Origin of the sequence: Achromobacter ruhlandii, assembly GCF_002082135.1 — a bacterium.
Classification (GTDB): Bacteria; Pseudomonadota; Gammaproteobacteria; order Burkholderiales; family Burkholderiaceae_B; genus Achromobacter; species Achromobacter ruhlandii.
On record NZ_CP017433.1, the window covers coordinates 3948227 to 3969327 of the forward strand.

Below are 21101 nucleotides of genomic sequence, written 5' to 3' on the forward strand. Positions count from 1 at the left end.
CGCGCCCCTTTCTGAACGCGGCCCACCGCGCCCGGCCCCGCTTCGCCGATGGTCCGGGCGCGTTCCGCGACGACGCCGCGCGGCATCCCGCCGCTTTTGTCCGGGGCAATACCCGGACCGCGGCCGGCGCCTGCCGCGTTACTTCTGCAGATCCCGCGACGGCTTGACCGGCGGCCGGGGGTCCAGCGGCATGTAGCTGGCGCATGAACTCATGCCGTAGACGATCGCATCCTGCATGGCGCGCAGCGCCGCCGCGTCCCAGGTGCCCTTGCCCCACATCACGATGCGGGTGTCGGTGGTCTTGGGGCCGGCCGCCTTCAGGTCGACGCGGGTCATTTCGTTGTCGCTGTACGGCGCCAGCACCCGCACCACGGCGGTCTGGGCGCTTTCGTCCAGGTTCGACACCACGCGGTAGGCGTTGTCGGTGCTGCGCAGGCAGGCGTTGGCCTGGCGCAGCGTGGTGGCATAGGCATCCTTGAAAGCCACGGGCGCCTTGAATTCGCTGTGCGGCGACGCGCTGTCCTGCGAAATGCCCAGCGAGCAGCCCGCCAGGCCCAAGGCCAGCGCCGATGCCGCGACCAGATTCCGAACCATGTGTTTCTCCAGATTGATAGCCGCGATTATCCCGCAAACCGGCCACCGGCATAAGTGGCCGGGACGGTTCGACACCCCGCCCGAGGCTATGGCATTATCGATCAGGAGTCCGGCGGCGCCCGCGGCCGGGTGGAATCGTCGGAGGTATGCCTTGCTCTCATTCATGAAACACACCATCCTGGCCGCCGGTATCGTCGGCGCCTCCCTGGGCGCCAGCGCCGCCGCGCAGCCGCCCCGGGCCTACCCCCTGAAAGACTTTTTCCGCAATCCGGAACGCGGCTTCTTCCGCCTGGCCGACGACGGCAAAACCCTGGGTTTCATGCAGCCCACCAGCGTCGACGGCAAGCCGCCGCGCATGAACATCTACGTCCAGGCCCTGGACGGCAGCAAGCCGGTGGGCGAACCGCGCAAGCTGACCAGCGAATCGGCCCGCGACATCAGCAATTTCTTCTGGAAGGGCCCCGACGTGGTGCTGTACCAGAAGGACTTCGGCGGCGACGAGAACTTCCACGTCCTGGCGGTGGACGCCAAGACCGGCAAGGTCACCGACCTGACCCCCTACGACGGCGTGCGCGCCAGCATCGAGGACGACCTCGAAGACGACCCCGACCACATCCTCATCAGCCACAACCAGCGCGATCCGCAGGTGTTCGACGTCTACCGCGTCAACGTGCACACCGGCGCAGGCGTGCTGGTGGCGCAGAACCCCGGCAACATCGTCGGCTGGCAGACCGACCACGCCGGCAAGGTGCGCGCGGCCGTCACCAGCGACGGCCTGAACACCACTCTGCTCTACCGCGACAACGAAGCCTCGGAGTTCCGTCCGCTGTTCACCACCGACTATCGCACCAGCGTCAGCCCGGCTTTCTTCACCTTCGACGACAAGAAGTTCTACGCCCTGTCCAATCGCGGCCGCGACAAGCTCGCGCTGGTGGTGATCGACCCGGCCAGCCCCGACAAGGAAGACGAGATCTTCACCCCGGACACGGTCGACCTGGACGCGGCCGGTTTCTCGCGCAAGCGCCGCGTGCTGACGGTCGCCTCGTACCAGACCGACAAGCCGCAATACAAGTTCTTCGACGCCGAGACCGAAACCCTGTTCAAGAAGCTGTCAGCCCAGCTCGAGGGCTACCAGTTCGCGATCCAGGGCGGCAACCGCGACGAGGACAAGTTCATCGTCGCCGCCTACAACGACCGCACGCCCGGCTCGCGCTACATCTACGACGCCCGCGCCGACACCCTCAGCAAGCTGGCCGACATCAACCCGGCCATCCCCGAGGCCGACATGTCGCGGGTGCAGCCCATCAGCTACCAGAGCCGCGATGGTCTCACCATCCATGGCTACCTGACGCTGCCGGCCGGGCGTGACCCCAAGAACCTGGCGTGCATCGTCAACCCGCACGGCGGCCCGTGGGCGCGCGACGGCTGGGGCTACAACCCCGAAGTGCAGTTCCTGGCCAACCGCGGCTTCTGCGTGCTGCAGATGAACTTCCGCGGCTCCACCGGCTATGGCCGCGCCTTCTGGGAAGCCAGCTTCGGCGAATGGGGCCTGAAGATGCAGGACGACATTACCGATGGCGTCCAATGGCTGGTCAAGCAGGGCATCGCCGATCCCAAGCGCATCGGCATCTATGGCGCCAGCTACGGCGGCTATGCCACGCTGGCCGGCGTGACCTTCACGCCCGACCTGTACGCGGCAGCGGTCGACTACGTCGGCGTGTCCAACCTGTTCACGTTCATGAAGTCGATTCCGCCCTACTGGAAGCCGATGCTGGACAAGATGCAGGACATGGTCGGCGACCCGGTGCGCGACAAGGACCGCCTGGCCGCCACCTCGCCGGCGCTGCACGCCGACCGCATCAAGACGCCGCTGTTCATCGCCCAGGGCGCCAAGGACCCGCGCGTGAACAAGGACGAGAGCGACCAGATGGTCAAGGCGCTCAAGGCGCGCGGCGTCGAAGTGGAATACATGGTCAAGGACAACGAAGGCCACGGCTTCCACAACGACGAAAACAAATTCGAGTTCTACGCGGCCATGGAGAAGTTCTTCGTCGAACACCTCAAGCCGTAGGCTCAGGCCCCGGCCGCCAGGTCGGCCGCCTCCTCCCGGGCCGCCTGCGGGCGGCCCGGCGCGCGTCCGCTCCAGGCCATTTCAACGCGGTCGCGTCCCAGTTCCTTGGCCTTGTACAAGGCCAGGTCGGCGCGGGCCAGGATGCCATCGGCGGTATCGCCCGGCTGGAAGGTGGCCACGCCGCCGCTGGCGGTCATGCGCAATTCCTGTCCCTGCAGATACATCGGCGAATCGCGCAGGGCATCGCATACCCGCTGCGCCTGCACCAGCGCGCGGGCAGCGTCACAGTCGTACATCAGCAGCACGAACTCCTCGCCGCCCAGGCGGCCAAAGCGGTCGCTGGCGCGCACGGCCTTGGGCACCACCTGCGCGAAGTGGCGCAGCGCCATGTCGCCGGTGGCGTGGCCGTGGCGGTCGTTGATCGACTTGAAATGGTCGATGTCCAGCACCAACACCGCCAGCCGGCCCTGGCTACGCGCGCAGCGTCGCAGTTCGTGCTCCAACTCGTCCAGGATGCTGCGGCGCGAATGGGCGCCTGTCAGGCTGTCGAAGGTCAGCGCGGCCTGCATCTGTTCGGACAGGGATGTCTGGATCAACAGCAGCAGCGCCAGGAACAGGGCCGGCACCGTCACCGAGCCACAGACGATGAAGAACAGGCCCCACGGCGCCGGGTCCAGCAACGACGAAGTCTGCACCCAGCCGCCGCCGTAGACCCCGACCCGCAACAGGTGCAGCGCGATCAGGCTGAACAGCGACAGCAGCACATAGAGCATTACCCCCGGCGTCTGGATGCGCTTGCGCTCGCGATACGCCACGGCGGCGGTGGCCGCCATCAGCACGGCCGTGTAGGCGGAGAACAGCGTCATGCGGCCGACCAGGTTGTCAACGCCGTACAGCATCAGCGCCATGGCCGCGATGCCGATCACGGTCAGCGCGGCCGCGCGCACGGCGTGCGGCCGCAGGCCGAAGAACTGCCGCACCCCCACGTACACCGCGCTCACGGCGGCCAGCCAGGCAGCGTTGGACACCATCACATAGGCGCCCGGCGGCATGATCTCGGACGAGGCATAGGCCAGCAGCGACAACACCGCCAGCGCGTTGGCCGCGGTGAACGCCTGGATGCCCGGCACGCCGCCGCGCGCGTGAAACGGCAGCAGCAAGGGCAGCGCCAGGGCCGTCGCCAGGCCCCACACCAGAAAGAATAATGAAGTCGTCATGTTGTTGCCGGCTCGCGCCCTCGTGGGGCCGTCGCCGTCGCGTGGAACATCTGTTGCACCGGATGCAGAGTCGGGGACACGTTACAGACCTGCACTTTTGACGTTTTTTGTTACCTGCATGGCGGACTCGCCGGCCATTTCCGTCGCGCGCAAAACGTTCCGAACCGGGGCATCCCCAATACCGGCCATATCGCCACGACGGTTGTGCGATATGCAACAAAGAATACGCCAAGCCCCGGGCGCATAACCCTTCCTTTGCACTAATTGACAGTTGGATGCGCCAAAAACCCATAAAGTTCGGCCTGTTGCCGGCGCCGCCAGAAGCGCCGCAACCACGCCCCACGGGCGTGGCGCGTACTAGCCATGCACTCCCTCGTGCGAGTGCGAAGGTCCCCGCAGCGGGCGCCGCGCAGTCACTACCCAACGCTCTCCCCTTCGCCGCCGGCGCGTTCACACGCCCGCGCAGCGCCTTCGGCAACGCGACGCCCGCGCGTCCGGCCGGCGGAGCCATGAGCGCCCTCGTTGCAACTGCGGAAGTTCTTACAGATGCTGAAAAGAAAAACGCCCTCCAGGGGCATGGCGCAGCGCCCTCTGACGCACGCCTTCTCGGGAGCCCCGCGACGGCGGGCAGCTGGCACCAGACTGCAGGCGCTGACAGCCTGCGCCCTGCTGGCCCCGGCGCTGGCGCTGGCCGCCCCGGGCGCCGACTACGACGCGCTGATCGCCCGCGCCCGCGCCGGCGACTACGAACCGGCCCTGGCCATGCTGCGCCAGCAAGGGCCGGCGGCCGGCCGCCAGGCGGTGTACGACCACATCGTCATCGCCGGCTGGGCCGGCCGGCCCGCCGAAGCCGTGGCCGCGTACGAAACCCTGCCGGCGGCCAGCGCCCCGCCCGCCGACATCCAGCTGGCCGTGGCGCGCGCCTACCGCGACCTGCGCCGCTGGCCCGAAGCGCTGGCGGCGTATCGCGCCGGCCTGCGCCGCTATCCGGGCCAATCCGCGTTCGCGGCCGGCGAAATCATGACGCTTGCCGACTCCGGCCAGACCGAAGCCGCCCGGCGCGCCGGCCAGGACTGGGTGGCGCGCGCGCCGCGCAACGTCGACGCGCGCCTGGCCCTCGGCTATGTCCACGCGCGCCTGGGCCAGCCCTACGAGGCGCTGCACCAGGCCGACAAGGCGCTCGCCATCGCGCCGGGCACGCCCTACGTGCTGCGCGAGTACATCGACGCGCTAGGCCGCGCCCGCCTGGCGCAGCCCGCGCTGGAACTGGCGCGGCAGCACCCGGACCTGTTCGACGCCAGGCAACTGCGGCGCCTGGAAGGCGACGCCCTGGCCCAGCAGGTGCGCCTGGCGTCCATGCCCACGCGCGGCGAGGCCGAGCGCTTTGTCATCGCCGACCGCGCGCTGGCGCGCTACGACGAACTGATCCCCGCCTGGCAGGCCCTGGGGGATGCGGCCCGCGACGACGCGCGGCGCGCCCGCATCGACCGCCTGCACGCGCTGCACGCGCGGGCGCGCATGACCGACGTGGTGCGGGAGTACGAAGCGCTGCGGGCCGAAGGCGTGGCCGTGCCGCGCTATGCGCTCAACGACGTAGCCTCGGCCTACCTCTACCTGCGCCAGCCCGAAAAGGCGCGCGACCTCTATCGCCAGGTCGGCGCGGATGACGCCTTCCGCAATGATGATGCGCAGGACCGCCTCAGCACCGAAACCGGCCTGTACTACGCGCTGGCCGAGGCCGAGCAATTCGACCAGACCGGCGCCGTCACCGACGCCATCGGCTCGGGCTACGCGCCCTGGCTGTATTACAAGGGCCAGGCCACCCGCAATCCCAACGACCTCAAGCTGGAAAGCGAGCAGACCGTGGCCGCGGCGCGCCTGCAGGCCGACGACACCGTGGCCGCCGAGCAGCGGCTGGCCGGCATGGTCGCCAACGCGCCCAACAACTCCACCCTGCGCGCCGACCTGGCGTCCGTATACCGGCGGCGCGACCAGCCGCGCGCTTCCGAACGCGAGCTGAAGCTGGCCGAAACGCTGGCGCCGCGCGCGCTGTCGGTGGAAAACGGCCAGGGCTTCACCGCCCTGGACCTGCAGGAATGGCGCCAGGCCGAGGCGCTGTCCGCCGACACCCTGGAACGCGCCCCCGAGAACCTGACCAGCCGCCGCCTGGCGCGCGAATGGGAAGTCCACAACAAGGCCGAGCTGCGCATCAGCGGCTACCGCGGGCTGGCCTCGGACAGCCCGGTCAACGGCAATGGCGACTTCGGCATCGACGCGGTGCTGTATTCCCCGCCCATCGACTACAACTGGCGCGCCTTCGGCGGCGGCGGCTACGCCACCGGCGACTTCGAGGAAGGACGCGGCAACTACCGCTGGCTGCGCACCGGCGTCGAATGGCGCGGCCGCGACCTGACGGTCGAAGGCGAAGTCTCGACCCACAGCTACGGCCACGGCGTCAAACCGGGCCTGCGCCTGTCGGCCGCCTATGACATCGACGATCACTGGCAGGTGGGCGGCTCGGGCGAGCTGCTGTCGCGCGAGACCCCGCTGCGGGCCTTGACCAACGACATCACCGCCAACCGCCTGACCGGCTTCGTGCGCTGGCGCGCCAACGAGCGACGCGAATGGACCCTGTCGCTGTCGCCGTCGCGCTTTTCCGACGGCAACCAGCGCTGGGAACTGGGGCTGGACGGGCGCGAGCGCGTCTACACCGCGCCGCACCTGAAGGCCGACCTGACGCTGGACCTGTCGACCCAGCGCAACAGCCGCGACGGCGCGCCCTACTACAACCCGCGCTCGGACCTGATGGCGCTGCCCGGCGTGCGCCTGACCCACACGCTGTACCGCCGCTACGAAACCGCCTGGGAACAGATCGGCACCGTCGGCGCCGGCAGCTACACCCAGCAGGGCTACGGCACCGGCGGCGTCATCGCCCTGGGCTATGGCCAGCGCTACCGCGCCAACGACGTGCTGGACATGGGCGCGATGGTCACCGGCATCAGCCGCCCGTACGACGGCCAGCGCGAGCGCGAACTGCGCATCGTGTTCGACCTTGCCTACCGCTTCTGAGACCGCCATGTTGCTCAAGCTACCCACCCGACTCCTGCTGGCGGCCCTGCTGCTGCTGGCCATCCTGGCGCTGACCGCCTGCGCCAAGGACATCCCGGTCTACACGCCGCCGTCCGAACGGCCCGTGGCGGCCGCCGAAAAACCCTGGGTGCCCGGGAATTTCCTGGCCCTGGCGTACCACGACGTCGAAGACGACGACCCTGACCAGGGCTTTCTCAGCGTGCGCACCGATCGCCTCGTCGACCAGTTGGCCTGGCTGCGCGAGAACGGCTACCAGGCCGTTTCGGTCGACCAGATCCTGGCCGCGCGCCAGGGCGGCAAGCCGCTGCCCGAGCGCGCCGTGCTGCTGTCGTTCGATGACGGCTACCGCAGCTTCTACACCCGCGTGCTGCCGATCCTGAAGGCCTACCGCTGGCCGGCGCTGCTGGCGCCGGTGGGCACCTGGATGGACACCCCGGCCGACAAGCGGGTCGACTTCGGCGGCAGCCCCGAGCCGCGCCAGCGCTTCCTGAACTGGGACGAAGTGCGCGCCATCTCGCAATCCGGGCTGGTCGAGATCGCCGCCCACACCGACGCCTCGCACTACGGCGCGCTGGCCAACCCGCAGGGCAACACCGAGCCGGCCGCCGCGATCCGCGCCTACGACGCCAAGACCGGCCGCTATGAGACCGAGGCGCAATTCGAGGCCCGCATGGGCGGCGACGTGCGCGCCATCAGCCGCAAGATCGAACAGGTCACCGGCAAAAAGCCGCGCGTCTGGGTCTGGCCCTACGGCGCCGAGGGCGGCAGCACGCTGCGCATCGCCGCGGAAAACGGCTACCAGCTGGCGCTGACGCTGGAAGACGGCCCCGGCCGCCTCGGCCGCCTGATGTCCACGCCGCGCATGCTGCTGGCCAGCGACCCGGCGCTCAGGCCGTTCGCCAACAGCGTGGTGGGCATGGAGGCCACGCCCTTCATGCGCGTGGCCCACGTGGACCTGGACTACGTCTACGACCCGGATCCGGCGCAGACCGACCGCAACCTGGGCGAGCTGGTGCAGCGCATCCTGGACATGCAGATCAACACCGTGTTCCTGCAGGCGTATTCCGACCCCACCGGCGACGGCCTGGTGCGTTCGGTGTACTTCCCCAACCGCTGGCTGCCGGTGCGCGCCGACCTGTTCAACCGCGCCGCCTGGCAGCTGCACAACCGCGCCAACGTCATGGTGTACGCCTGGATGCCGGTGCTGGCCTATGACCTGGACGCCTCGATCCCGCGCGTCACGCGCTGGCAGCCCGGCCAGGCCGAGGCGCGGCCAGATCCGGACCAGTACCGCCGCCTGTCGCCGTTCGACGCCACCGCGCGCGCCCGCATCGGCGACCTGTACGAGGACCTGGCGCGCCACGCCATCTTCGACGGCATCCTGTTCCACGACGACGCCGTGCTGTCCGACTTCGAGGACGCCAGCCCCGGCGCGCTGGCGGCCTACCGCGCCGCCGGCCTGCCCGGCGACATCGGCCAGCTGCGCGCCGACCCGGAGACGCTGCAACGCTGGACGCGCTTCAAGAGCCGCGCCCTCGTAGACTTCACCGCCGAGCTGACCGACCGCGTGCGCGCCGTGCGCGGCCCGCAGATCAAGACCGCCCGCAACATCTTCGCCATGCCGATCCTGGAGCCGCAATCGGAGGCCTGGTTCGCGCAGAACCTGGACGACTTCCTGGGCGCCTACGACTGGACCGCGCCCATGGCCATGCCGCTGATGGAGAACGTGCCCAAAGGCCAGGAAAACGCCTGGCTCGACAGGCTGGTCGACGCCGTGGCGCGGCGCCCCGGCGCGCTCGACCGGACCGTGTTCGAGCTGCAGGCGCGCGACTGGCGCACCGGCCCCGGCCGTCCCGAGGCCACGCCCGTCGACACCGCGGTATTGGCCGGCTGGATGCAACGCCTGCAACTGCGCGGCGCGCGCAGCTTCGGCTACTACCCCGACGATTTCTCGCAAGACCAGCCCCGGCTGCAAGGCATCCGGCCCGCCATCTCCGAAGCCTGGTATCCCCTCCGATGATCGACCGTCTGATTGCCCTGATTATCCTGCTGGCGGTGCTGGGCGCGCCGTTCGGCTTCACCATGATGCTGACCGGCCAGGCGCTGCTGGGCTTCGTCTTCTTCTACCCGCTGTTCATGTCCGGCATGTGGATGGCCGGCGGCCTGTACTTCTGGTGGCATTGGGAGCGGCGCTGGCAATGGGGCCCCGGATCGGCGCCGCCGGCGCTGGCCGGCGATCCGCTGGTGTCGATCCTGGTGCCCTGCTACAACGAGGCCGACAACGGCGAAGAGACCCTGCTGGCCGCCCTCAACCAGCGCTATCCGAACATCGAGGTCATCGCCATCAACGACGGCTCCAGCGACGCCACCGGGCCGATGCTGGACCGCCTGGCCGAACAGCATCCGCGCCTGCGCGTGGTGCACCTGGCGCAGAACCAGGGCAAGGCCATGGCGCTGCGCATGGGCGCGCTGGCCGCGCGCAGCGAATACCTGGTCTGCATCGACGGCGACGCGGTGCTCGATCCGGACGCCGCCGCTTACCTGGTGGCGCCGCTGATCGACAACCCGCGCGTGGGCGCGGTCACCGGCAACCCGCGCATCCGCACCCGCTCGACCCTGATCGGCCGCGTCCAGGTGGGCGAGTTCTCCTCCATCATCGGCCTGATCAAGCGTACCCAGCGCATCTACGGCCAGGTCTTCACCGTCTCTGGCGTGGTGGCCGCTTTCCGGCGCGCCGCGCTCGACCGGGTCGGTTACTGGAGCCTGGACATGATCACGGAAGACATCGACATCAGCTGGAAGCTGCAGCGCGACCACTGGTCGATCTTCTACGAGCCGCGCGGCCTGTGCTGGATCCTGATGCCCGAGACGCTGCGCGGCATCTGGAAGCAGCGCCTGCGCTGGGCCCAGGGCGGCGCCGAAGTATTCCTGAAGAACCTGCGCTCGATCTGGAACTGGCGCCACCGCCGCCTGTGGCCGCTGATGCTGGAGTTCTGCCTGTCGACCGCCTGGGCCTTCGCCTTCGGCGTCTCGGTGCTGCTGTGGCTCATCAGCCAGGTCGTGACGCTGCCCAACAACATGCACATCGCCAGCCTGATGCCGCCCGCCTTCACCGGCATGATGCTGGCGGTGGTGTGCCTGCTGCAGTTCGCCATCAGCATCCTGATCGACCGCCGCTACGAGCCGGGCCTGTGGCGCGCGCTCTACTGGGTCATCTGGTATCCGCTGGCCTACTGGATGGTGAGCCTGCTCACCACCCTGGTCAGTTTCCCCAAAGTCATGCTGCGCAAGCAGGCCGAGCGCGCGCGCTGGACCAGCCCCGACCGCGGCATCAAATCACCGGACGCATCATGATCATCACGACCAAACGCTCGCGCGCGGGCTATCTGTTCGACCTGCTGCTGACCGCGGTCGGCTGGTTCGCCTTCGTCTACCTGTTCGGCGCCGGCATCGTCGCCATCCTGCGCGGCGCGGCCAGCGGGCCGCAGGCGCCGCTCTGGCCGACCTTCCTGCCCACGCTGCAGACGCTCGGCAGCTACGCCGTGCTGGCCCTGCTGAATGCGGCGGTGCTGGTGTTGTGGGCGGCCTACAACCACCTGCGCTTCGGCGGCAAGGACCGGCGCCAGCCCATCGCGCCGCTGGACGATCACCGGCTGGCGCTGAGCTTCGCGGTCACGCCGCGCCAACTTGCCCAATTGCGCGCCGCGCGCGTCGCCATCATCCATCACGGCGGCGACGGCGAGATCCAGGCCATCGAGGCCGCCCGTCCGCGCCTGGCCGCCGTGCCGGCGGCCTGAGGGCGCGTCGCGACCAGACCCCGCAGGCGGCCATCACGGGCCGTCACGCGGCGCCAGGCCCGCGCGCCTTCAGGCGCGCTTGCGCTCCACGTCCGGCAGCAGCACCGCCACGACGCCCAGCAGCGGCAGATAGGCGCACACCTGGTACACATAGCCGATGCTGGTGGCATCGGCCAGCTTGCCCAGCGCCGCCGCGCCCAGCCCGCCCATGCCGAAGGCAAAGCCGAAGAACAGGCCGGCGATCATGCCGACCTTGCCCGGCACCAGTTCCTGCGCGTACACCACGATGGCCGAAAACGCCGACGCCAGCACCACGCCGATGATCACCACCAGCACGCCGGTCCAGAACAGGTTGGCGTGCGGCAGCAACAGCGTGAACGGCGCCACGCCCAGGATCGACACCCAGATCACGATCTTGCGGCCGATGCGGTCGCCCACCGGCCCGCCCACCACCGTGCCCACGGCCACCGCGGCCAGAAACAGGAACAGGTAAAGCTGCGCCTCGCGCACCGACAGCGCGAACTTGTCGATCAGGTAGAAGGTGAAATAGCTGTTCAGGCTGGCCAGGTAGAAGTACTTCGAGAACACCAGCAGGCCCAGCACGCCCAGCGCGCCCAGCACCTGGTTGCGCGTCAGGCCGTGGCCGCTGCCCTCGCGCCGGGCGCGCGGCTTCAGGCGCACTCGGTTGGCGCTGTACCAGCGGCCGATGCCGGTCAGCACCACGATGCCGAACAGCGCCGCCAGCGAGAACCAGGCCACGCTGCGCTGGCCGTGCGGAATGATGAACAGCGCCGCCAGCAGCGGCCCCAGCGCCGAGCCGACGTTGCCGCCCACCTGGAACAGCGACTGCGCCAGCCCGTGGCGCCCGCCCGAGGCCATACGCGCCACCCGCGACGACTCGGGGTGGAACACCGACGAGCCCGTGCCCACCAGCACCGCCGCCACCAGCAGCCAGCCGAACGACGGCGCCACCGACAGCAACAGCAGCCCCGCCAGCGTGAAGCCCATGCCCACGGGCAGCGAATACGGCTTGGGATTGCGGTCGGTGTAGAAGCCGATGAACGGCTGCAGCAGCGACGCGGCCAGCTGGTACACCAGCGTGATCAGGCCGATCTGCGCGAACGACAGGCTGAACGAATCCTTCAGCATCGGATAGATGGCCAACAGGATCGACTGGATCATGTCGTTCATCAGGTGCGCCACGCTGATCGCGCCCAATACCGCGAACGCGGTGGAGGGATCGGCAACGGCGGGCCGCGGCGCGGGCGGCGTGGCGTCGGGGGGCAACGCGGCGGCGGAGGTCTGGGGTGGGTTCATGGCGAAAGGCGATGTCGGATAACGAAAAGCCCGGCGCGGCGCCGGACCTTGCCAGTGTAGGAAGGACGCCTCGCACCCGGCTGACAATTTTCGTCGGCAAAGTGACAAAATAGCGGTATTCCTCCTTGAATCCGGCCTCCTCCCTTTGTCGGAAGTGACAACATGCCCACCCGCCCCGCGCGCCTCGATCCGGCCCGCAGCATCGACGCCCAGGACTACCAGCACCGCCCTCGCGGGGTGACGGCGATGGCCAAGGAATTCCCCGCCGGCGCCCGCACCGGCGCCCATTCGCATCCGCGCGCCCAGCTCATCTACGCCATCGAGGGCGTGATGCGCGTCACCACGCCCAGCGGCTTCTGGGCGCTGCCGCCGTTGCGCGCGTTGTGGGTGCCGGCCGGCGTGCCGCACGGCGTCGACATGGTCGGCGCGGTCTCGATGCGCTCGCTCTACATCCAGGCCGACGCGGCGCGGGCGTATTGGCCGCAGTGCCAGGTAATCGAGGTCAGCGGCCTGTTGCGCGAGCTGATCCTGGCCCTGACCGCCGAACCCATCGACTATCCGCTGGGCGGCCGCGCCGAACAGATCGCCGCGCTGATCCTGTCCGAACTGACCGCCGCGCGCGTGGTGCCCATCCAGATTCCCTGGCCGCGCGACCGCCGCCTGCAGATCGTCTGCGAGGCGATCCTGGATCGGCCCGGCCTGCAACGCGGCATCGAGGACTGGGGCAGCGAGGTCGGCGCCAGCGCGCGCACGCTGATCCGGCTGTTCCAGGCTGAACTGGGACTGAATTATCGGCAATGGGTGCAGCAGGTGCGGCTAGCCGACGCCGTCTGCCGCCTGTCACTGGGCGAGCCGGTGGCGCGCATCGCCGCCGACCTGGGCTATCGCAGCGCCAGCGCCTTCAGCGCCATGTTCCATCGCGCCCTGGGCGCGCCGCCGCAACGCTATCTGCGGGCGCAGGCCGCATGACATCTGCAACCGGCCTTGCCGTTTGTCACGGCGCGCAATACATTTCAGCGCGCGCTTGCAGTGTGGCGCCACGCGAAACCCGCGCGGCGCGTATGCTCAAACCCGTCCCTATATCCTTTGTCCGTGGTCCGAACCGTCCCTGCGGGCAAGTTTGGTTACTGAAACCTTCCGGCGCGGTCGCCGGTCTATAGCGTTCTGCCCTAGAATCGCCTGCAATGAGCACCCCCCAGCAATCCTCCGCCAACCCGGGCGGCAAATCGGGCTTTCCCTGGAAACGACTCCTGATCAAGGCCGGCGTCGCCGTCGCCGGCCTAGGCGTCTGCGGGGCGCTGCTGGTCGGCCTGGCGCTGGCGATCGCCTGGCCCAGCCTGCCGGACCTGCACGCCATGACCGACTACCGGCCGCGGGTGCCGCTGCGCATCTATACCGCCGACAAGGTCCTGATCGGCGAATACGGCGAAGAGCACCGCAACGTGCTGCGCTTCGACGAAATCCCGCCGGTGATGCGCCAGGCGGTGCTGGCGGCCGAGGACGACCGCTTCTACCAGCACGGCGGCGTCGACTGGATGGGCATGGTGCGCGCCGTGCTCGTGAACCTCGTCAAGCAATCCAAGACCCAGGGCGGCAGCACGATCACCATGCAGGTGGCGCGCAACTTCTACCTGTCGTCCGAAAAGACCTATTCGCGCAAGTTCTACGAACTGCTGCTGACCTACAAGATTGAATCCGAGCTCACCAAGGACCAGATCCTCGAGCTCTACATGAACCAGATCTACCTGGGCCACCGCGCCTACGGCTTCGCCGCCGCCTCGCGCACCTACCTCGGCAAGCCGCTGTCCGAGGTCACGCCGGCCGAGGCCGCGATGCTGGCCGGCATTCCCAAGGCGCCTTCGCGCTTCAACCCCATCACCAACTTCCCGCGCGCCGAGATCCGCCAGCACTACGTGCTGGGCCGCATGAAGACGCTGGGCTACCTGACGCCGGAACAGACCGAAGAAGCCCTCAAGCAGCACGTGGTGATCCGCGGCGCCGACGGCGCCAGCCTGCGCGGTTTCGCCATCCACGGCGAATACCCGGCCGAACTGGCGCGCCAGCTGATGTACGGCGTGTTCCAGGAGCAGACCTACTCCAAGGGCATCGACGTCTACACCACGATCGATTCCAAGGACCAGGAAGCCGCCTACCGCGCCGTGCGCGACGGCGTGCTGGACTACACCCGCCGCGCGCCCTACCCCGGGCCGGAAGACCAGATCGAGCTGCCCGACGGCGTCGAAAAGGATGCCGCGGCATTCGACGACATCCTAGACGGCGTGCAGGACAAGACGCCCGACAGCGAAGATCTGCTCACCGCCGTGGTGCTGGCCGCCAGCCCGCAGGAAGTGACCGTGGCGCGCAGCGCGCGCGACATCATCACCATCTCCGACAAGAAGGCGCTGGCCGTGGTGGCGCGCGCCCTCAACCCCAAGGCCAGCGACAGCCAGCGCATCCAGCGCGGCTCGGTGGTCTACATCCACAAGAACGGCGACGGCTGGGAAATCATCAACATGCCGGCGCTGCAGGCGGCGCTGGTGTCGATGGTGCCGCAGGACGGCGCCATCCGCGCCATGATCGGCGGCTTCGACTACAACCGCGGCACCTTCAACCGCGTCACGCAGGCCTGGCGCCAGCCGGGCTCGAACATCAAGCCGTTCGTCTACGCCGCCGCCCTGGAGCGCGGCCTGACGCCCGCCACGCAGATCTCCGACCAGCCCTTCATGCTGACCGCCGCGCAGACCGGCTCGAAGGACTGGCAGCCCAAGAACGACGGCAACCGCTACGAGCCGATGCTGACGCTGCGGCAGGGCCTGTACAAGTCCAAGAACATGGTCACCATCCGCATCCTGCAGGCCATCGGCCCGCAGTACGCGCAGGACTACCTGACCCGTTTCGGCTTCGACAAGGCGCGCTGGCCGGCGGTGCTGCCGCTGGGCCTGGGCGCCGGCGGCGCCACGCCGCTGCAGGTGGTCAACGGCTACAGCGTGTTCGCCAACGGCGGCTACCGCGTCACGCCCTACCTGATCGACAAGGTCACCGACCGCTCGGGCAACGTGCTGATGCAGGCGCAGCCGGTGGTGGCGGGCGACGCCGCCGCGCGCGCCATCGACCCGCGCACCGCCTGGGTCATGGATGACATCCTGCGCGGCGTCACCACCAGCGGCACCGCGGCGCGCGCGCACCAGGTGCTCAAGCGCAACGACATCGGCGGCAAGACCGGCACCACCAACGAAGCGGTCGACGTCTGGTTCTCCGGCTTCACCCCCACCCTGGCCACCACGGTCTGGATGGGCTTTGACCAGCCCAAGTCGCTGGGCACCAACGAATTCGGCAGCGGCCTGGCCCTGACCACCTGGCTCGACTACATGCAGCCGGCGCTCAAGGGCGTGCCCGAGGCCAAGCCGGCGCCGCGTCCCGACGGCCTGCTGGTGGACAACGGCGAATACTATTTCAACGAATTCCCGCCGGGCCAGGCGGTGGCCTCGCTCGACCTGTCCAGCGGCGACCCGCTGACCGACTTCCTCAACAACAACCGCTCCACCGACGGCGTCGACAACTCGGTGCGGCCCCTGCCCGCGCCGGGCGCGACGCTGCCGCCAGCGACTCAGCCCCAGGCGGGCGCGCCGCAGCAGACGCCCGTGCAGCAGCAGCCCGCACAGCCGGCGCCGGGCCAGCAGGCGCCGGTGGCGCAGCCGATTCCGATCCCGGCCGCGGGCAGCGGCACGCTGGGCGGCGCCTTGGGTGGCGCTTCCGGGGGCAACCCGGGCGGCGGCGGCGGCAACACCCCGATCCCGCCGATCCCGGTGCCGCGCGTCGACGCCGACATCCCGGCCGGCGCCAGCGCCGCCAACGGCACCGGGCCGCTGGCCGCGCGGCCGCTCTAACCCCCCCGATCCGCCCGGGAAAGACCGGCTTGCCGGCGCGCGCGCGGATCAACTATGATCCGGAATAATTCGCATTCCGGATCATGGGATGCGCCGCGCCAACGCCACGCCAGTCCATCATGTCCGCGACCGGGACCTCCCCCCAGCCCATCGAAGTGCTTTACGGTGACCACCACGGCTGGCTGCGCGGCTGGTTGCGCAAGCGGCTGGGCAACGCCTTCGACGCCGCCGACCTGGCGCACGACACCTACGTCCGCATCCTGGCCTCCGGCGCCACGCCGCAGCCGGACCAGTCCCGCCGCCACCTGACCCAGATCGCCAACGGCCTGCTGATCGACCTGTATCGCCGCCGCGGCATCGAAGCCGCCTACCTCGAGGCCATCGCCGCGCTGCCGGTGGCGCTGGCGCCGTCCGAGGAAGTCCGCGCCCTGGCGGTCGAGGCCCTGATCGAAGTCGACACCATCCTGCACAAGCTGCCGCCCAAGGCCCGCATGGCGCTGCTGCTGTGCAAGCTCGACGGCCTGAGCTACCGCGAGATCGCCGAACGGCTGCACGTGTCCGTCTCCTCGGTCGAGAAGTACGTCGCGGCGGCGCTGCTGGCGTGCTACCAGGCCCTCTACGATGGCGCGCACTGACGCGGCCGCCGGCCAGGGGCCGGCGATCGATCCCGCGGTCGTGCGCCGCGCCTCGGCCTGGATGGCGCGGCTGTGGTCGGGCGAGGCGAGCGCGGCCGATCGCGCGGCCTGTGACGCCTGGCTGGCCGCCCATCCCGATCACCTGCGCGCCTGGCGCCGCCTGCAGGTCATGGACGCCAAGCTGGCCGGGGTCTCCGAGCCGGCCTCCCGCACGGTGCTGCTCGACGCCCGTCCGCAGGCCTATGCCGCGCGCCGCAAAGCGCTGCGGACACTGGGCATCGCGGCGGCCGCCACCGCCGGGGCCACCCTGCTCTGGCGCGAAAGCGGGCGCTGGGGCATGCTGACCGCCGACCACCGCAGCGCCGTCGGCGAGATCCGCGACATCACCCTGGCCGATGGCTCCCGCGTCGTGCTCGACAGCGGCTCGGCCATCGACGTGCGCTTCGACCGCCACGAGCGCCGCATCCTGCTGCTGGCCGGGGAAATCCTGGTGTCGACCGCTGTCGATGCCCAGGGCAGGCCGTTGCGCGTGCAGAGCCGGCAGGGCATGGTGCAGGCGCTGGGCACCCGCTTCACCCTGCGCGACGCCGGCCCGCAGGCGCACCTGGCGGTCTACCAGGGCGCGGTCGACGTCTATCCCGGCGCGGCCACCCAGGCGGTCCTGCGGGTGCATGAGGGCGAGCGCACGCGCTTCGACCCGCAGCGCGCCGAGCCGCCCGCCGCGGCGCGCGAGGCCGACGCCGCCTGGACGCGCGGCGTGCTGCTGGCCGAGGACATGCGGCTGGCGGACTTCACCGCGCGGCTGGCCCGCTACCGCAGCGGCTTCCTGCGCTGCGACCCGGCCGTCGCCGAGCTCCGCGTCACCGGGGTCTTCCCCCTGCGCGACACCGACCGCGCCCTGCACAACCTGACGCTGGGCGTGCCAGTCGACATCCACACGCTCAGCCGCTATTGGGTCACCGTCGGCCCCCGGGCAGCACGCTAGGGCGCATCGACCGCCAGAAGCGCCCCGCGCAAACCCTGGCCCCTGTTGCAATTTTTGTTGGCGCGGCATTGAGGAAATCGCCCGCTCGTCCGGAAGACATAGCAGTCGCAACACTTTCTTCCGTACTTTCTGGGATCGACCCGATGGCGAGCCGCCACCTTTCCTCTCCGTTCCGCATCACCGCGCCCCTCTCCGCGCGGCCCACCGCCCCCCGCCTGCTCCCGCGCCGCGCCGCGCTCTGCCTGGCGCTGGGCGGCGCCCTCCTGGCCACCTCGCCGGCGCCAGCCCAGGTAGCGCCTGCGCCCGCCGGGGCGCAGACACCGGTGCGCACCTACCAGATCCCATCCGGTCCGCTGGACCAGACCCTGACCCGCTACGCCAGCGAGGCGGGGATCGAGCTGTCGGCCGACGGCGCCCTGACCCGCGGCAAGACCAGCCCCGGCCTGAACGGCGCCTATTCCGTGCAGGACGGCTTCGCCACCCTGCTGCAGGGCCAGGGCCTGCGCGTCGCGCGCGGCGCCAACGGCGCCTATACGCTGCGTCCGGCGCCCACCGCCGACAGCCCCGCCACGCTGCCGGCCGTCACCGTCACCGGCCGCCCCGAAACGGCCTGGAGCCCGGTGGACGGCTATGTGGCCAGCCGCAGCGCCACCGGCACCAAGACCGACAGCAGCATTCTCGAAACGCCCCAGTCGATCTCCGTCGTCACCGCCGATTTCATCCGCGAAACCGGCGCCTCGCGCCTGAAGGAAAGCCTGGCCTACACCCCGGGCATCAACACCCTGCCCTGGGGCGCCGACACGCGCTTTGACTGGACCATCATCCGCGGCTTCGACGCGCAGACGCCGGGCTACTACCTGGACGGCCTGCAGCTGCGCAACAACAACAGCTGGGCGGTCTGGCAGACCGAGGTCTACGGCGCCGAGCGCATCGAGGTGCTGCGCGGCCCGACCTCGGTGCTGTACGGCCAGAACGGCGCGGGCGGCATGATCAACGTCGTCAGCAAGCGCCCCACCGACGAACCCCTGCACGAACTGGAAGCGCAGGTCGGCGACCATTCGCGGCGCCAGGTGGCCGGCGACTTCTCGGGCCCGCTGGATGACAACGGCAAGGTGCTCTACCGCATCACGGGCCTGGCGCGCGACGCCGAGCTGCCCGCCAGCGGCCTGCCCAACGACCGGTTCTTCATCGCGCCGGCGCTGACCCTCAAGCCGTCGAGCGACACCACCCTGACCCTGCTGTCGCACTATCTGCGGGTGCGCGACGGCAGTTCCTACGGCAGCTTTCCCGAGATCGGCACGCAGCTGCCCAATCCGAACGGGAAATTCTCGCGCAATACCTATGTAGGCGAACCGGGCTTCGACCGCTTCAACCAGGAACAGTGGATGGTCGGCTATCTGCTGGAACACCGCCTGAACGACACCTGGACCGTGCGCCAGAACACGCGCTACGGCTACACCAGCGTCGATTACCGCCAGGTCTACGTGCGCGGCGGCTTCGCCACGGTCAATCCCGCCAACCCGGACGACCCCGCCAACTTCCGCCTGCTGGAACGGTTCCCGTTCGGCAGCCAGGAAAACGCGCGGCTCTTCACCATCGACAACCAGGCGCAGGCCAAGGTCGCCCTGGGCGACTGGACCCACACCTTCCTGTTCGGACTGGACTACCAGCACTCGCGCAATTACCAGCGCACCTACAACGACGGCGTGGTCGCGCCCATCGACGGCTATTCGCCGTCCTACGGCAGCCCGGTCGAGACCGCCGCGCCCTGGTTCGACGCCACCACCCGGCTGGCCCAGACCGGCTTCTACCTGCAGGACCAGATCAAATGGGGCAACTGGGTGGCCACGCTCGGCGGCCGCTACGACAAGGCCAGCGCGGACGTGGACAGCAACATCGACGGCTCCCGCACCAAGATCTCCGAGCACCATTTCAGCAAGCGCGCCGGCCTGGTCTACCTGCATCCGAGCGGCATCGCGCCGTACTTCAGCTACGCCGAATCGTTCTCGCCCACCGCCACCATCGACCCGGTGACCAACAGCCCGATGCGGCCGGAAACCGGGCGCCAGTACGAACTCGGCATCCGTTACGAGCCGCCCGGCGGGCGCAGCCGCTACAGCGCGGCGGTGTTCGACCTGCGGCGCCACAACTACATCACCTATACGCCCGAGTTCCTGCCCAAGCAGACCGGCGAGGTGCAGGTGCGCGGCCTGGAGCTGGAAGCCGCGTTCCGGCCGCTGCCGCAGATGAACGTGGTGGCCGCCTACACGTACACGCCCAAGGCCGAGGTCACGGCCAGCAGCACGCCCAGCGAAGTCGGCAAGCAGATGCAGGCGGTGTCGCGCAACCAGATCGCGCTGTGGACCGACTACCGCTTCGCATCCGGCATCAAGATCGGCCTGGGCGCGCGCTACACCGGACCGAACTGGGGCTACCAGGAGTCGGCCGCGGAGAAGCTGCCGGGCTACACGCTGTTCGACGCGATGATCGGCTACCAGGTACAGGGCTGGAACCTGGCGCTGAACGTGCGCAACCTGGGCAACAAGACCTATCTCAGCAATTGCAGCGCCGGCGCCTGCCGCTATGGCGATCAGCGCACGGTGCTGGCAACCGCGACCTACCGCTGGTAGGCGCGGCCGGATCGAGGGCGCGCGGCCCGCGTCAGCGGACCGCTTCCGTATCCGGCTCGGTCACCACCGCGCGCGGCCAGGCCCGCAGCGTTGCCAGGTCGAGGAAGGTGAAGTAGCCGTCCTTCCAGCCCTCGGTATCGATGTGATAGACGTTGCCCAGCGCCAGCGGCGCGGCCACCGGCGTGTGGCCCGCCACCACCGCGCGCACCCCGAGCACGCCGGTGCGGTCCAGTTGCCGCAGCCGCTCGCGTGACCACTGGCAGGTGGCGCTGGTGCGCTTGTAGCGATCCTGCAGCGCCGATTCCAGGCGCGGCCAGAACAGCACCGGACAGTCGGCGTGCAGCAACCCGACCGCGCCCGCCGCGGTTTCCACCTCGATCGCGATCGGCAACTGGTCGAAGGCTTCGGCATAGACCTGCTGGCGGTCGGCCGGCAGGTCCAGGAACCAGCCGCCGCCGTAGCCGCGCCAGTTCACCACGTCCACCTGCCCGGTGCGCACATGGCGCACGGCATAGTCCTCGTGGTTGCCCTGCACCGCGTAGAACCAGGGCTGCGCCAGCCACTCCAGCGCGGCCTCGCTCTCCGGCCCCCGGTCGACCAGGTCGCCCACGGAAAACAGCCGGTCGCGGCTGGCGTCGAACCCCATCCGCCCCAGGCTGTCCTGCAGGCGGGTAAAACAACCGTGCACGTCGCCCACCGCGAAATCACGGCCCAGCTCGTTGCGCGGCACTTTCAGAAAACGTTGCTGCATGATGATCCAGCCCGCCCAATCGGGCCCATGTTTCTTTTTAACCCGCTTTTATACGTCCCCGATTACACCTGGCTTTCACACGCGCATTCGCAAAATTGCGTTACGAGAATAGCTATTATTCGTGATA

14 protein-coding genes are annotated in these 21101 nt (G+C 69.5%); 10 read left to right on the forward strand and 4 right to left on the reverse strand.

Going from position 1 to position 21101, the window contains the following annotated elements; all coding sequences use genetic code 11:
• Nucleotides 1-138: 138 nt before the first annotated feature.
• On the reverse strand, nucleotides 139-594 hold the full coding sequence (locus tag AruCF_RS17745; protein ID WP_049074924.1) for a BPTD_2524 family lipoprotein: 456 nt from the start codon (nucleotides 592-594) through the stop codon (nucleotides 139-141).
• Between the two features lie 163 nt (nucleotides 595-757).
• Here AruCF_RS17745 and AruCF_RS17750 point away from each other — a divergent pair, with 163 nt between their 5' ends.
• Nucleotides 758-2665, forward strand: a complete 1908-nt coding sequence (locus tag AruCF_RS17750) for a S9 family peptidase (protein ID WP_372364187.1) — start codon at nucleotides 758-760, stop codon at nucleotides 2663-2665.
• A 2-nt stretch (nucleotides 2666-2667) separates the two neighbouring features.
• Here AruCF_RS17750 and AruCF_RS17755 read toward each other — a convergent pair whose 3' ends face one another.
• A complete protein-coding gene (locus tag AruCF_RS17755; RefSeq protein WP_049074927.1) occupies nucleotides 2668-3882 on the reverse strand; it encodes a GGDEF domain-containing protein in 1215 nt (404 codons plus the stop codon).
• Nucleotides 3883-4428: 546 nt separating this feature from the next.
• Between AruCF_RS17755 and pgaA the strand changes: the two genes are divergently transcribed.
• From pgaA to pgaD, 4 genes are read left to right on the forward strand one after another with little or no spacing between them, the layout of a single operon-like run.
• Nucleotides 4429-6951: a poly-beta-1,6 N-acetyl-D-glucosamine export porin PgaA gene (pgaA, locus tag AruCF_RS17760; protein ID WP_254431139.1), complete on the forward strand. Its 2523-nt coding sequence runs from the start codon at nucleotides 4429-4431 to the stop codon at nucleotides 6949-6951.
• 7 nt (nucleotides 6952-6958) lie between these two features.
• Nucleotides 6959-8992, forward strand: coding sequence for a poly-beta-1,6-N-acetyl-D-glucosamine N-deacetylase PgaB (gene pgaB, locus AruCF_RS17765; RefSeq protein WP_049074929.1), 2034 nt, complete (start codon nucleotides 6959-6961; stop codon nucleotides 8990-8992).
• Complete coding sequence (pgaC, locus tag AruCF_RS17770) at nucleotides 8989-10326, forward strand: poly-beta-1,6-N-acetyl-D-glucosamine synthase (RefSeq protein WP_049074931.1); 1338 nt, start codon at nucleotides 8989-8991, stop codon at nucleotides 10324-10326. The genes pgaB and pgaC overlap by 4 nt, the downstream gene beginning before the upstream one ends.
• Nucleotides 10323-10769: a poly-beta-1,6-N-acetyl-D-glucosamine biosynthesis protein PgaD gene (pgaD, locus tag AruCF_RS17775; RefSeq protein ID WP_049074933.1), complete on the forward strand. Its 447-nt coding sequence runs from the start codon at nucleotides 10323-10325 to the stop codon at nucleotides 10767-10769. The genes pgaC and pgaD overlap by 4 nt, the downstream gene beginning before the upstream one ends.
• 69 nt (nucleotides 10770-10838) lie before the next feature.
• Here the strand turns inward: pgaD and AruCF_RS17780 are convergent, their stop codons facing one another.
• Entirely contained in the window at nucleotides 10839-12086 is a 1248-nt protein-coding gene (locus tag AruCF_RS17780; protein WP_049074934.1) for an MFS transporter, read from the reverse strand.
• 162 nt (nucleotides 12087-12248) lie between these two features.
• Here AruCF_RS17780 and AruCF_RS17785 point away from each other — a divergent pair, with 162 nt between their 5' ends.
• The 5 genes from AruCF_RS17785 to AruCF_RS17805 all read left to right on the forward strand — a co-directional run bounded on the left by AruCF_RS17785 (nucleotide 12249) and on the right by AruCF_RS17805 (nucleotide 20223).
• Entirely contained in the window at nucleotides 12249-13055 is an 807-nt protein-coding gene (locus AruCF_RS17785; protein ID WP_049074937.1) for an AraC family transcriptional regulator, read from the forward strand.
• A gap of 215 nt (nucleotides 13056-13270) precedes the next feature.
• On the forward strand, nucleotides 13271-15973 hold the full coding sequence (locus AruCF_RS17790; protein WP_049074941.1) for a penicillin-binding protein 1A: 2703 nt from the start codon (nucleotides 13271-13273) through the stop codon (nucleotides 15971-15973).
• Between the two features lie 119 nt (nucleotides 15974-16092).
• Complete coding sequence (locus AruCF_RS17795; protein WP_049074942.1) at nucleotides 16093-16608, forward strand: sigma-70 family RNA polymerase sigma factor; 516 nt, start codon at nucleotides 16093-16095, stop codon at nucleotides 16606-16608.
• Nucleotides 16595-17593 (forward strand): FecR domain-containing protein, encoded by a 999-nt coding sequence (locus AruCF_RS17800; RefSeq protein ID WP_049074944.1) that lies wholly within the window; start codon nucleotides 16595-16597, stop codon nucleotides 17591-17593. Before AruCF_RS17795 ends, AruCF_RS17800 begins: the two co-directional genes overlap by 14 nt.
• Nucleotides 17594-17736: 143 nt before the next feature.
• On the forward strand, nucleotides 17737-20223 hold the full coding sequence (locus tag AruCF_RS17805) for a TonB-dependent siderophore receptor (RefSeq protein ID WP_144419151.1): 2487 nt from the start codon (nucleotides 17737-17739) through the stop codon (nucleotides 20221-20223).
• 31 nt (nucleotides 20224-20254) lie between these two features.
• Here the strand turns inward: AruCF_RS17805 and AruCF_RS17810 are convergent, their stop codons facing one another.
• A complete protein-coding gene (locus AruCF_RS17810) occupies nucleotides 20255-20974 on the reverse strand; it encodes a metallophosphoesterase (protein WP_049074946.1) in 720 nt (239 codons plus the stop codon).
• Nucleotides 20975-21101 lie beyond the last annotated feature (127 nt).